The following is a 12,802-nucleotide window of genomic DNA, read 5'->3' as shown; positions in this document are numbered from 1 at the left end:
TAAAAAGAACCCCTCAGACGCCTGCGGCGCCAGCTCCCCTTCACAGGGGAGCCAAAAGCCTCTCCTGTGAAGGGGAGAGGGACCGCATCGCGGTGGAGGGGTTCTTTTTTTTTTCGATGAACGATTTACGACGAACGACTTACGATTCTGTTTCTCCGATGACGACGCGGCGTCCGCCGCGGGCTTCGTAGAGGCGGTGGGAGATGGAGAGGACCGTCCGGTCCTGGGCCGCGGCCTGCAGGGCCTGGAGGACCTGGGTTTCCGTGAGGGAATCGAGGTTGGCCGTGATTTCGTCGAACAAGAGGATTTGCGGGTCCATGACGATGGCCCGGGCGATGGACAGGAGCTGGCTTTGGCCGCGGGAGAAGAGTTCCGGACGGAAGGGCGTGTCCAGGCCCTGAGGCAGGGCGCAGCATGTTTCCCACAGGCCGACGAGGCGCAGGGCTTTTTCCATGGCGTCCCTCGTGACCCGTTCGTCTTTGAGGCTGAGCTGGTCGGCGACGGTGCCACGGATGGCGTGGAACTGCTGTTCAACGTAGCCGAAGACCTGACGCCGCAAAGGGGCTGCCAGCTGGGACGGGTCGCAGCCGAAGACGCGGACCTGGCCCTGCCGGGGCCGGTAGAGGCCGAGGATGAGCTTGAAGAGGGTACTCTTGCCGGCGCCGGTGCGGCCGGTGATGGTGACCATTTCTCCGGCTTCGACCGTGAGCGAGACGTGGTGGAGAATGGCTTTTTCCCGGTCGTAGCCGAACGTGACGTCGTCGATGACCAGCGGGGCTGCGGCCTTGTCGAGGGCGGTACACTGCCCTTGGGCCTGGACGGGTTCGGCAAAGAAGTCCTTCAGGCGGCCGATGCCGGCGATGGCAGACTGGATGTTCTGGATTTCCATGCCGATGCTCTCTAAGGGCGAAAAGATGCGGCGCACGTAAGCGATGAGGGCGACGACGCTGCCGACGGTCATGCCGAAGAGCTCCTGCAGGGACGGACTGCTGACAGATAAGGTCATCATGACGCAGATGATAAGGGTACAGCTGGTGATGATGAGGGGCGAATAGATGGAATCGCAGAAATTACTCCGCTCCATGGCGTCGAAGCTGGCCCGGATGGTCCGGCCGTAGCGCTGGCGCAGATAATTTTCCTGCTGGCACGTGTGGATCGTGCGGATATTGCGGACCGTTTCCGGAATGAGCTCGTTCGTCCGGCCGACGGCGATACGATTATCCCGCTGGGCCTGGAGCATGCGCTTCTGGAAATAGCGAGTCAGGAGAAAGAGCAGGGGCAGGCTGATACAGAGCAGGATGCCCAGGCCCGTGCTCAGGTGGAAGACGACGGCGAGGATGCTGAAAATGGTGAAGGCATCGGCAATCATGCTGACGACGCCGGAATCGAAGAGGTTCTCCAACGTGTCGACGTCGTTGACGAAGAGCGACGTGACGGCGCCGGCTTCGTGGCCGACGAAATAAGATGCCGGCAAGTCGCCGAGGCGCTGGCACATGGCCGAACGCAGGCCGTGCGTGATTTTCTGACCGAAGACGGTAATCAGTGTTTCCTTCAAGGCGTCGACGAGGCCGCTGCCGGCATTGAGGGCGAAATAGAGGAGGCCTGCCGTCAGCAGGGAATAGGTGCTGAACGAGCCGCTGACCAGGCTGTCGACGATGTATTGCAAGATGAGGGGCGGCGTGACGCTCACGGCGATAGAGGCGGCAATGGCCAGTATCAGGATCACTAGGAGCCATCCGTTCTGCCGCAAGGTCTGCCAGATGACGTTACTCATGGATAGCACCTCCCTGGGCGTGCTGCAAATCGTAGAGGTCCCGGTAGGCCGGGCACGAGGCGTAGAGCCCTTCGTGGGTGCTGACGACGGCTGTCCCGTCTCCGTTGAGCCAGATGACCTGGTCCAGCTTGGGGAAGAGGGACAGGCGGTGCGACAAGAGGATGATGATGCGGTCGCTGCCGAGCCGGCGCAGGTTGTCGAAAATCATCTGTTCCGTCGCCATGTCGACGGCGGCGAAAGGGTCGTCGAGAATGAGGAGCGGCCGCGGATGGAACAAGGTCCGGGCCAGGGCGATGCGGGCCTGCTGGCCGCCGGACAAGCGCTGGCCGCCTTCGCCGATAGGCGTCTGGGTCCCGGCCGGGAAGGTGGCGCAGTCCTGGTCCATGCAGACCATTTTCAGGACAGTGCCGATATCGCCAGGCAGGCCGAGGCGGATGTTCTCTTCGACGGTAGCTGCAAAGAGTTCCGCGTCGTGGCCGCAATAGCCGACGATGCCGTCCGGTGCCGTATGGCCGTTGCCCAGTTCCTTGGTGCCGAAGAAAATCTGGCCGCCGTGGGGATTTTCACAGAGAAAGGCCTGGCCCAGCGTCGATTTGCCGCAGGCCACGGGCCCGGTGACGCCGATGAGGGTGCCGGGCTTGGCGGAAAAGGACAGGTCCCGAAAAATCGGGTTGGCGCTGCCGGGATAGGTGAAGGACAAATGGCGGACCGTCAATTCCGCCGGCGCCGCTGGCGGTACGGGCTGGCGAAGCTCGGCAGCCGCCTGGAGATGGGGCTGGATGCGCTGCCATGATACCTGGGCTTTCTGGATGGCGTTGAACAATTTCGCCGCATGGGACGACTTCGTCGCCAGTTTGATGAAACAGGCCAGGTACGTCGAAAAGGCTGCAATGTCCCAATTTTCCCAGCCCGTGCCCTGGACGTTATGGCCGCCGAACCAGATGACCAGTACGGTGCCGATCATGGCGATGACTTTGTAAATAGGCTGGAGCGTATTTTCCCAGAGATTGGCCAGAATCATTTTCTTTTCGTAGTCGGCCAGGTACGTTTCATAGCGCCGGTCCTGGACAGCTTCTTCGCCGTAGACGCGGTACGTCAGGGCGTTGCTGATGCGGTCCAGGGTCATGCCCGACAGGGCGCCGCTGCTTTCCTTGCTGCGGGCTGCCGTCGTGGCGACCAGGCGGCGCAGGCTGTTGGCCAGGGCATAGGCGATGGGCGGGAAGACGAGGACGCATAAGGTCAGGCGCCAGTCATAGCAGAGGAGCATGACGATGTAGGTCATCATGACGACGCCCGTATCGAAGATTTCCGTCGTGAATTTGCGCATCCCTTCGACGCAGGTATCGATGTCGGAAATGACCTTGGTCATCAAGGCCCCTGTATCGGCCTGCTCCATGTCCCGTTTCGGCGTCTGGACCAGGTGCTGGTAGATCCGGTCTTTCATGGCCAGGCTGATATTATTGGCGAATTTCCGAACGTACAGGCGCTTGACATAGCGGGCTCCCTGGACACCGACGATGACCAGGGCGTAGCAGAGGCAGAGGGCATACATATCGGATGCCGTCCGGGTACCGCCGAAAATATCGTAAAGATATTGGGCCAGCTGCCCGTCGAACCAGGGACCGGCAATCATGCCGATATTGTATAAGATACCGCTCAGCGTGACGATGAGCAGAAATTTTTTTTCGTGATAAAAATAGTAACTGACCGAGCCCGGCCCCAATCGTTTCAAACGGAACACCTCACAGTTCATAGTCTATTCATAATACACTATTATGTGATTTCGTACAACCAGGAGTGCAAAGCGTTCCTCATAAAGGTCTATAGCGTGCACGTGGCACGCCCGTTTCTCCTGATGTGGGAAGGTTCTTTGCCTGCATGATGGGAAATGAGAGCAGAGCTCTTGCGTAAAGTCAAAAAGACGAATATAATAGAGTTGTATGAAAGTCAAAAAGAAAAAATATATTTTTGAGGGGTGATTTACGATGAGTGTGTTAGCCGATAAGATTGAACAATTCATATTACATAAATTACTAGAAGAAGATAATTCCGATATTGTATTGCGCCGTAACGAACTGGCCGACGAATTGCAATGCGCACCGTCGCAGATCAGCTATGTCCTGAGTACGCGCTTTTCCAACGACAAGGGCTATCTGGTCGAATCGCGGCGCGGGTCCGGCGGCTTCGTCCGCATCATCAAATTGACGCCGAAGAAGCAGGACCGCACGCCGGTCCTCCTGCATGAACGGCTGCCGGCCGTCAGCATTTCCATGGAAGACCTGGATGCCCTGCTGTACCAGCTCCTCAAACGGCGCAGCCTGACCAACAACGAAGCGGTCATCCTCCATTTGACCTTTGAATCCCTGTACCGCCGCATCGACGACGAAGGGACGCGGCTGCTGGTCATCAGCGATATTTTGAAGAACCTCAATCTCCATTGAGTCATAGAAAGGACGTGAGGGCTATGTTATGTGATGCCTGTAAGAAAAGAGAGGCTGTTGTCCATATCGTCAAGATCGAGAACGGGCGGCGCACGGACTTGCACCTGTGTGCGGCCTGTGCCAAGAAACAGACTAATTTTTCTAATTTCAGAGATTTGAATATCATCGATAACGATTTTTTCCGCAAGATGGCCTATCCCGATTACCAGGGTCGCAGCGGCGACGAACCGCGTTGTGCCAGCTGCGGCATGACCTACAGCGAATTTAACCGCTTGGGCAAATTCGGCTGCCCCGACTGCTATGAAGCGTTCAAGGAAGAAATCCCGCCGCTCCTGCGCCGCATCCACGGCCACAGCAAGCACGTCGGCAAAGTGCCCAACCGCGGCACCGGCGTCTTCCGGACGGCGACGCACGTCAAGCGCCTGCGCCAGCACCTGCAGAAGCTGGTCCAGGAAGAACGCTATGAAGAAGCAGCTAAAGTCCGCGACGAAATCCGCGCCCTCCAGCGTCAATTGCCGGACGGCGGAAAGGGGGAATGAGCCATGGCACATGATATGCTCCAGCAGCCGCTCTGCCCCTGGCAGGACGGGACGGGTAATTTCAATGACATCGTCATCGACAGCCGTGTCCGCCTGGACCGGAACCTGAAGAAATACGTTTTCCCCGACAAAGCGTCGGATACGGAACTGGCAGCGGTCCTGGAAGAAGGAAAACGCCAGATCGGTCCCCTCGATACATTGGGACACGGCCGTTATACCTTTATCGGCCTGGAAGAGTTATCGCCGATGGAACGGGAAATGATGGCTGTGAAACATTTTTCGTCGGCCGGTCACATCGAACATCCGAAGCACCGCGGCGTCCTGCTCCGCGATGACGGGGCCGTCTCCATCATGCTCAACGAAGAGGATCACCTCGTCATCCAGACGGCAGCACCGGGCTTTGACCTCCAGCGCGTCTGGGATCAGGCCGCCCAGGTCGACGACGCCTTGGAAAGCCATCTGGATTTCGCCTTCCGCGATGATTTCGGCTACCTTACGGCCAGCCCGTCCCTGACCGGCACGGGCCTGACGGCAGGCGTGACCATCCACGTACCGGCCCTGGTCATGATGAAGCGGTTCAACCGCATCGTCCAGGGCATCACCAAATTCGGCTTCACCGTATCCGGTATGTACGGTGAACGCAACGAATGTATCGGCAACATCTTCCAGATCACGAACCAGATTACGCTGGGCGTGACCGAAACGGACATCCTCGATCAATTGAGCAAGATCGTCACCCAGATCGTCCAGGAAGAACAAAATTGCCGCAGTCTCGTTTGGGACCACAATGAAAATACCTTAAAAGATAAATGGCTGCGCACGTACGGGACGCTCAGTCAGGCCTGGCTCCTGTCGGACCAGGAATCGCTGGCCCTGGCCAGTGAACTGCGTTTCGGCATCGATATGGGCGTCATCCCGGAACAGCCCCTGGCCTATGAAGCCATCATGACCGTCGTCGAACCGGCTTATTTACAGCTCAAGGCCGGGGCGGAACTGAATGATGAAGAGCTCCAGCACCAGCGGGCCCAGGCCGTCCAGTCCGTACTCGCAGCTTACCGGAGGAAGTGAATTTCCCATGATGAACAATCGTCTCACCAATGATGCCAAAGCTGTCCTGCAGTATGCGCAGGAAGCGGCACAAAAATTCCACCATGATTACGTCGGGACCGAACATATCTTGCTCGGTCTCGTTCTCAATACAGACGGCATTGCCGGCCTGCTCCTCAACCAGTTGGGCCTGACGCCGGAAAATGTCACCCGCGCCATCGAACAGCACGTCGGCTGGGGACAGGATACGCCGTCGAAACTGCGCCTGACGCCGCGGACGAAGCGGGCCATGGAACTGGCCGTCCGCGAAGCCAACCGGCTGGAACAGAACTATGTCGGCACGGAACACATGCTGGCCGGCATCCTCGAAGAAGGGAGCGGCATGGCCGTACAGATCCTGGAAGATATGGACATCGACCCGGACCTCGTCTCCCAACGCCTGAGTGAACTCATGAACGACCCGGCCGTCGAAGGCGGCGACGCCGTGGCTGCCAAGAACGGCAGCGACTTGTCCCAGTTCGGCCGTGATCTCAATGAATGGGCCAAGAAGGGCAAAATCGACCCGGTCATCGGCCGGGAAAAGGAAATCAGCCGGGTCATCCAGATCCTCAGCCGCCGGACCAAGAACAATCCGGTCCTCATCGGCGCACCTGGCGTCGGCAAGACGGCCATTGCCGAAGGCCTGGCCCAGCGCATCATCAACGGCAATGTGCCTGACAGCCTGCTGGACAAGCGCATTTTCTCCCTCGACCTGGCCAGCATCGTCGCCGGTACCAAGTACCGCGGCGAATTTGAAGAACGGATCAAGCGCATCCTCGACGTCATCGAACAGGACGATACCATCATCCTCTTCATCGACGAAATCCACCAGCTCATCGGCGCCGGTGCCGTCGAAGGGGCCATGGATGCAGCCAATATCCTCAAACCGGCCCTGGCCCGGGGCGACCTGCAGTGCATCGGCGCTACGACCATCGACGAATACAAGAAACACTTTGAAAAAGATGCCGCTCTGGCCCGCCGTTTCCAGCCCGTCCTGGTCGGCGAACCGACGGAAGACGACGCCATGGCCATCCTCTTCGGCCTGCGCGACCGCTACGAAGCCTTCCACAAGGCCCGTATCACGGACGACGCCGTAAGAGCCGCCGTCAAATTGTCGGCACGGTACATTTCCGACCGCTATCTGCCGGACAAGGCCATCGACGTCATGGACGAAGCGGCAGCCCGCGTCCGCATGAAGGTCTACGCGCCGTCCCATGAACTCCAGGACCTGGAACAGAAACTGGCTGATATCAATAAAGAAAAAGAAGCGGCCCTGGCTGGGGAAGACTTCGAAAAATGCGCGTCCCTCCGCGATGCCGGCAAGAAGGTATCATCGGAAATCTCGGCTCTTCAAAAAGAAAAGAAACAGCACGACGATGAAAAACTCGTCGTCACGGAAAACGACATTGCCGACGTCGTGTCCATGTGGACAGGCGTCCCGGTCCAGCAAATTACAGAAACGGAATCGCAGCGCCTCCTTCACTTAGAAGAAGAACTGCATAAACGGGTCATCAGCCAGGATGACGCCGTCACGGCCGTAGCTAAAGCCGTCCGCCGGGCCCGAGCCGGCCTCAAGGATGCCAACCGCCCCATCGGTTCCTTCCTCTTCCTTGGTCCGTCCGGTGTCGGCAAGACCGAACTGGCCCGGACCCTGGCCGCCCAGCTCTTCGGCAGTGCCGACAACATGATCCGCATCGACATGAGCGAATTTATGGAAAAATACAGTGTCTCCCGCCTGGTCGGCGCCCCTCCGGGCTATGTCGGCTATGAAGAAGGGGGCGAATTGACCGATGCAGTTCGGGAAAAACCGTACAGTGTCATCCTCTTCGACGAAGTGGAAAAGGCCAGCAGCGACTTCTTCAACCTGCTCCTGCAGGTCCTCGACGAAGGCCGCCTGACTGACTCCAAAGGCCGGACCGTCGATTTCCGCAATACCGTCATCATCATGACCAGCAATCTCGGCGCATCGCACCTCAAACCGTCGGGCCCGGTCATGGGCTTCTCGACGGGCGGCGACAGTGCCAAGGACCGGGAAGCGTCTTTCGAAGTCGCCAAGAAGGAAATCATGGCCGATGTGAAACGCTTCTTCCGTCCGGAATTTCTCAACCGTATCGACGAAATCATCGTCTTCAAGCCGCTGGAACAGAAAGACCTGCGCCAGATCGTCGACATCCTGCTCCAGGACCTGACGAAACGCCTTGGCGAAAAAGGCGTGGCCATGGATTGGACGACGGCTGCCGACGACGTCCTCGTCCAGGAAGGGACGGACTTTGCCTATGGCGCCCGGCCGTTGAAACGGGCCATCCAGAAGCTCGTCGAAGACCCGATTTCGGAAATGCTCCTCAGCGGCGACGTCAAGGACGGCAATACGATCCACGTCGACAGTTTGGACAAGAAGAAACTCGTCTTTACGACGGAGTAAGGAGCAGGTATGGCAAAGAGTAAGACCCGTTATGTCTGCACGAACTGCGGCAGTGTTTCCAGCCGCTGGCTCGGCCGCTGCCCGCAGTGCGGCGAATGGAATACGATGGAAGAAGAACAGATTGCGCCGGAAGCGCCGAAGGGGGCGCGCAGCATGCAGCGCAGCGGTCCGGCTTCCAAGGCGGCATCCCTGACGGATATTGCCATGGAAGACATGGCCCGCATGGAAACGGGCATCGGCGAACTGGACCGCGTCCTCGGCGGCGGCATCGTCCCAGGAGCGCTGATCCTGCTCAGCGGGGACCCGGGCATCGGCAAGTCGACGCTGGTCCTGCAGCTGGCGGCCGCCGTCTGCGAAAAGAACGGCAGCGTCCTCTACGGTTCCGGTGAAGAATCGGCGGGGCAGATCAAGATGCGTGCCCAGCGCCTGGGCATTTCCACGCCGGATTTGATCATCCAGGCCGATACGTCCCTGGACCATATCCTCGACGAAGCTAAAAAGAGGCGGCCTGCTTTGCTGGTCGTCGATTCCATCCAGACCATGTACAGCCAGGCCGTCGAAGGGACGCCGGGCAGTCTGGCCCAGATCCGCGAAGGTACGAGCCGCCTCATGACCTTTGCCAAAAGCGAAGGCATCCCGGTCGTCGTCATCGGCCACGTCACCAAGGACGGTGCCATTGCCGGCCCGCGCATGATGGAACACATGGTAGACGTGGTTCTCTATTTCGAAGGCGAACGGAATTACCAGTTCCGCATCCTCCGGGGCATCAAGAACCGTTTCGGTTCGACCAATGAATCGGGCCTGTTCACCATGACCAGCGGCGGCCTGTCGGAACTGGAGAACCCGTCGCAGCTGCTCTTGGCCGAACGGGCAGCGGACCAGGCAGGCTCTGCCGTCGCCGCCGTCCTCGACGGGATGCGGCCCATGCTCGGCGAAATCCAGGCCTTGACGGCCCATTCCGTCTTCGCCGTCCCGCGGCGGACAGCATCGGGCATGGACTATAACCGTCTGATCATCCTCCTGGCCGTCTTGGAAAAACGCCTGGGTGTTCCCTTGGGGAGTCAGGACGTTTACATCAACGTCGTCGGCGGCCTGCGCCTGACCGAAACGGCAGCGGACCTGCCCGTAGCCCTGGCTGTCTATTCCAGCCTGCGGGACATCTCCATGGACAGCCGGACCGTCGTCATGGGCGAAGTCGGCCTCACCGGCGACATCCGCCGCGTCCCTCAGGCCCTGCGCCGCGTCAAAGAAGCGGCCAAGATGGGCTTCAACACCTTCATCCTGCCCAAAGGCAACCTGGAAGACATTGAAAAAGATAAATTCCCGGACTGCCATTTCCTGGGCGTAGCTACCCTGCGCGAAGCCATCGAAAAGGCCTTTCGGAGATAACCCTCCACGACCAACTACAAATTGCAAACTCAAAAGGCGCTGTCGCATAAAGACAGCGCCTTTTCGCTTGCCTTTTTCAGGCAAACCTGTTACGCTAATTTTAGCAGTTAGCAGCTTGTAGGGGCCGTCCCAAAGGGCGGCCCGCCTGACCCGTAGGGGCCGTCCTGGAAGGCGGCCCGCCTGAACTAGGGGAGGTAAGTTCGTGGCTAGTGGTTCGTAGCTTGACTTGTAGGGGCATCCACGTTGGGTGGCTGTTTTCCGGCTCCCCTGATAGGGGAGCTGTCAGCGCAGCTGACTGAGAGGTTGATGGCTGGCCGTTAACGGTAACTATAACCGGAAAGGAGTGCATCATCATGCGAAAATGGATTTATGTAGCCTTAGTGACTCTCTGTTTCTTCTGTATCAGCGGGGCCGTCCTGGCCGCTTCGGCTGTGACGCCGGACGGCTATTTCAACGGTATCCGCCTGGCCGGCAAAGTCCGCGTCGTCCATTCCTTTCCGGATATACGCGTCCAAGTCGTCAGCGCATTTCCAGACCTGCGCGTCCAGACCGTCAACTATTTTCCCGATAACATCGGCCAATGGCAGTTCGTCGATTACGGCGAAGACTTCACGATTCAATTTGTCGATTCCTTCCCGGACATCCGCATCCAATTCGTCAATAGTTTCCCTGGAGTTCCTTAACTTAGTGAGGAGGTTGTTTCGATGAAAATCCGCACCTTGTTATTTTTCCTGTTCTTTGCTGTGGCCTCGGTAATGCCGGGCCTTGCCGAATTTACGGAGTGGCAGGATACGGACTATGATTTCAGTAAGGTAAAGACCGTCTATTTATCTGGTATGGATACGAGTGAAGCTGGCGTGGCCGAATCGGTACGCGACCAGAAATATAAAGACGATTATCGTAAGAAAGCGGGTAAAATCAAAGTGGTCAAAGTCGTCATGGCACCGCGGGAACAGCCTCGGGCCTTGCTGCCTGGTGAAACGATTCCCAGTGAAAAGGCAGCTCCTGCTGTGACCAAGGGCGCCGATGTCGTCACCATTCCCCAAGGGGCTGTTGACGCCAAGGCCGACATCTATATCCTGGCCAAGATGACGCAGTGTGACGTCGATTCCTACTTGGTCCCGGCCCATACGGAATGGAAGAGTCGGCAAGTAGAAGAAAACTATGTCGACAAAGACGGCAAGCTTCACAGCTTCTATCGTACGGAAAACTATCCCGAATACGTTCCCGACCACGATGTGCCGTATGTCACTGTAGGCGTCCAGTTCCAGTGGTTCGATACGAAAACGGGCAAACTCGTCGCCTCCAGTGAAGATGTGCGCCGCCGCAATAGCGAAAGCAACCCGCCGTCTGTCTACAACTGCATCATTGAAAAAATACACGGCCAATGGCCGTTGTGTAGGGTCTTCCACGTAGGAAGCCCGCTAGAGAGAATTTACTGGGGCTGTGACGGGCCTTTATGAACAACGAATCGCAACTTTTATGATGAAAGGTGAGAAAAATTAGATGAAATACGATTTTACGACGATTATAGACCGAGCTGGTAAGGATGCTACGGCTTTCGATGGCATTGGCAAGACCGTTTGGGGCTTTGAACCGGATAAGGCCAAGCCCGGTTTCGATGAAATCCCCATGTGGGTAGCGGACATGAATTTCGCGACTTGCCCGGCTGTCGTCCAGGCCATGGAACAACGGTTGAAACATCCGCTTTTTGGTTACTTCCTGCCGTCTGATGCCTATTACCAGCGCATCATCGACTGGCAGACGACCCGTCATGACTGGCCGGAACTGACACGCGACATGATCGGCTATGAAAATGGCGTCCACGGCGGCATTACCAGCACTATCCAGGTTCTGACCGAACCGGGAGACGCCGTCTTAGTCCACAGCCCGACGTATCCTGGCTTTATCGGTGACTTGAGCAATACGGGCCGGCACGTCGTCTTTAGCCCTCTTCGCAAAGAGCAGGGCATTTGGCGCATGGATTTCGCCGACATGGAAGAAAAAATCAAGAAGCACCATGTCCACCTGGCCATTTTCTGCTCACCTCAGAACCCGACAGGCCGCGTGTGGGAACGCTGGGAAATCGAACAGGCCATGGCCCTTTTCAAAAAATATGATGTCTTAGTCATCAGTGATGAAATCTGGTCGGATATCATTTTCCAAGGCCACTGCCATATCCCGACGGCAGCCGTCTCCGAAGACGCCCGCCAGCGTACGGTCGCTTTCTATGCTCCGTCCAAAACCTTCAACCTGGCCGGGCTGATCGGCAGTTACCACATCATCGCCAATCCGCTCTTGCGAGAAAAGATTACACAGCATGGACAACGGACCTGTTATAACGAAATGAACGTCCTTTCCATGCACGCCCTGATTGGTGCCTATAGCCAGGACGGACACGAATGGACAGACGAACTGAACCAGGTCCTGGAAAGCAATTGCCGTTATGCTGTCCAGTACATCCAGGACCATTTCCCGGGCTGCCAGGTCAGCCTGCCGCAGGGGACTTACATGCTCTTCGTCGAATGTGGGGAATACTTGAAAGCCAACCAGATGACCTTGCCGGAACTCCTGAAAAAAGCCTGGGACGTCGGCGTCGCCTGGCAAGATGGCCGGAAATTTGCTTGGAAAGACGCTATGCGCCTGAATCTGGCCTTGCCCCGGACCCGCCTGGAAGAAGCCATGAAACGCTTGTCGGAATACGTATTTTAGAAGATAGGGAAAATAATGCCAAAAAGGGGATTTTTTTGATGAAACATTTAGAAGTAGTAGCTGCGATTTTGGAGTATGATGGAAAAATTCTTTGTATGGAACGAGGCCAGGGGAAATTTGACTATGTCAGTTTCAAGTACGAGTTTCCCGGCGGCAAGATTGAACCGGGTGAAGCCAAGCATACGGCCATCGAACGGGAACTGCGGGAAGAAATGGATGTCCATGTGTCTGTTAAGGAATCGGATTTGTACATGACAGTCCATCATGACTATCCCGATTTTTCCATGACCATGTACGCCTTCTACTGCCATTTGGATAAACCAGACTTCGTCCGCAAAGAACACGTCGATGCGAAATGGATGGCCCCCGAAGACATGCCGACGCTGGACTGGGCGCCGGCCGATGTGCCCATCATGAAAAAAATTTCTGGAAAGTAGGC

At 57.4% G+C, this 12,802-nt stretch carries 11 protein-coding genes; 9 read left to right on the top strand and 2 right to left on the bottom strand.

Going from position 1 to position 12,802, the window contains the following annotated elements:
- Positions 1-139: 139 nt before the first annotated feature.
- On the bottom strand, positions 140-1,774 hold the full coding sequence (locus NOS26_RS00710; RefSeq protein WP_255917121.1) for an ABC transporter ATP-binding protein: 1,635 nt from the start codon (positions 1,772-1,774) through the stop codon (positions 140-142).
- Positions 1,767-3,515, bottom strand: a complete 1,749-nt coding sequence (locus NOS26_RS00705) for an ABC transporter ATP-binding protein (RefSeq protein WP_255917120.1) — start codon at positions 3,513-3,515, stop codon at positions 1,767-1,769. Before NOS26_RS00705 ends, NOS26_RS00710 begins: the two co-directional genes overlap by 8 nt.
- Before the next feature lie 244 nt (positions 3,516-3,759).
- Here NOS26_RS00705 and NOS26_RS00700 point away from each other — a divergent pair, with 244 nt between their 5' ends.
- The 9 genes from NOS26_RS00700 (at position 3,760) to NOS26_RS00660 (ending at position 12,800) form a co-directional block, all read left to right on the top strand.
- On the top strand, positions 3,760-4,215 hold the full coding sequence (locus NOS26_RS00700) for a CtsR family transcriptional regulator (RefSeq protein ID WP_014016302.1): 456 nt from the start codon (positions 3,760-3,762) through the stop codon (positions 4,213-4,215).
- 23 nt (positions 4,216-4,238) lie between these two features.
- Positions 4,239-4,754 carry a UvrB/UvrC motif-containing protein gene (locus NOS26_RS00695; RefSeq protein ID WP_014016303.1) on the top strand — a complete coding sequence of 172 codons (516 nt, stop codon included), beginning with the start codon at positions 4,239-4,241 and terminating at the stop codon, positions 4,752-4,754.
- Positions 4,755-4,757: 3 nt separating this feature from the next.
- On the top strand, positions 4,758-5,822 hold the full coding sequence (locus tag NOS26_RS00690; RefSeq protein ID WP_255917119.1) for an ATP--guanido phosphotransferase: 1,065 nt from the start codon (positions 4,758-4,760) through the stop codon (positions 5,820-5,822).
- 10 nt (positions 5,823-5,832) lie between these two features.
- Positions 5,833-8,262 carry an ATP-dependent Clp protease ATP-binding subunit gene (locus NOS26_RS00685; RefSeq protein WP_287056396.1) on the top strand — a complete coding sequence of 810 codons (2,430 nt, stop codon included), beginning with the start codon at positions 5,833-5,835 and terminating at the stop codon, positions 8,260-8,262.
- 9 nt (positions 8,263-8,271) lie between these two features.
- Positions 8,272-9,651: a DNA repair protein RadA gene (gene radA, locus NOS26_RS00680; RefSeq protein ID WP_255917117.1), complete on the top strand. Its 1,380-nt coding sequence runs from the start codon at positions 8,272-8,274 to the stop codon at positions 9,649-9,651.
- 353 nt (positions 9,652-10,004) lie between these two features.
- On the top strand, positions 10,005-10,334 hold the full coding sequence (locus NOS26_RS00675; RefSeq protein WP_054336880.1) for a hypothetical protein: 330 nt from the start codon (positions 10,005-10,007) through the stop codon (positions 10,332-10,334).
- A gap of 21 nt (positions 10,335-10,355) precedes the next feature.
- A complete protein-coding gene (locus NOS26_RS00670) occupies positions 10,356-11,114 on the top strand; it encodes a hypothetical protein (RefSeq protein ID WP_255917115.1) in 759 nt (252 codons plus the stop codon).
- 43 nt (positions 11,115-11,157) lie between these two features.
- Positions 11,158-12,363: a MalY/PatB family protein gene (locus NOS26_RS00665; RefSeq protein WP_255917114.1), complete on the top strand. Its 1,206-nt coding sequence runs from the start codon at positions 11,158-11,160 to the stop codon at positions 12,361-12,363.
- A gap of 38 nt (positions 12,364-12,401) precedes the next feature.
- On the top strand, positions 12,402-12,800 hold the full coding sequence (locus NOS26_RS00660; RefSeq protein WP_255917113.1) for a (deoxy)nucleoside triphosphate pyrophosphohydrolase: 399 nt from the start codon (positions 12,402-12,404) through the stop codon (positions 12,798-12,800).
- Positions 12,801-12,802 lie beyond the last annotated feature (2 nt).

Origin of the sequence: Megasphaera sp. SC8-1, from assembly GCF_024436295.1 — a bacterium.
Taxonomy (GTDB): Bacteria; Bacillota; Negativicutes; order Veillonellales; family Megasphaeraceae; genus Megasphaera; species Megasphaera elsdenii.
This window is presented reverse-complemented; position numbering and strand designations above follow the sequence as displayed.

Coding starts and splice junctions, on each gene's coding strand:
- NOS26_RS00665 (WP_255917114.1), top strand. CDS start 11,158: ATGAAATACGATTTTACGACGATTATAGACCGAGCTGGTAAGGATGCT.
- NOS26_RS00670 (WP_255917115.1), top strand. CDS start 10,356: ATGAAAATCCGCACCTTGTTATTTTTCCTGTTCTTTGCTGTGGCCTCG.
- NOS26_RS00660 (WP_255917113.1), top strand. CDS start 12,402: ATGAAACATTTAGAAGTAGTAGCTGCGATTTTGGAGTATGATGGAAAA.
- radA (WP_255917117.1), top strand. CDS start 8,272: ATGGCAAAGAGTAAGACCCGTTATGTCTGCACGAACTGCGGCAGTGTT.
- NOS26_RS00675 (WP_054336880.1), top strand. CDS start 10,005: ATGCGAAAATGGATTTATGTAGCCTTAGTGACTCTCTGTTTCTTCTGT.
- NOS26_RS00700 (WP_014016302.1), top strand. CDS start 3,760: ATGAGTGTGTTAGCCGATAAGATTGAACAATTCATATTACATAAATTA.
- NOS26_RS00690 (WP_255917119.1), top strand. CDS start 4,758: ATGGCACATGATATGCTCCAGCAGCCGCTCTGCCCCTGGCAGGACGGG.
- NOS26_RS00710 (WP_255917121.1), bottom strand. CDS start 1,774: ATGAGTAACGTCATCTGGCAGACCTTGCGGCAGAACGGATGGCTCCTA.
- NOS26_RS00695 (WP_014016303.1), top strand. CDS start 4,239: ATGTTATGTGATGCCTGTAAGAAAAGAGAGGCTGTTGTCCATATCGTC.
- NOS26_RS00685 (WP_287056396.1), top strand. CDS start 5,833: ATGAACAATCGTCTCACCAATGATGCCAAAGCTGTCCTGCAGTATGCG.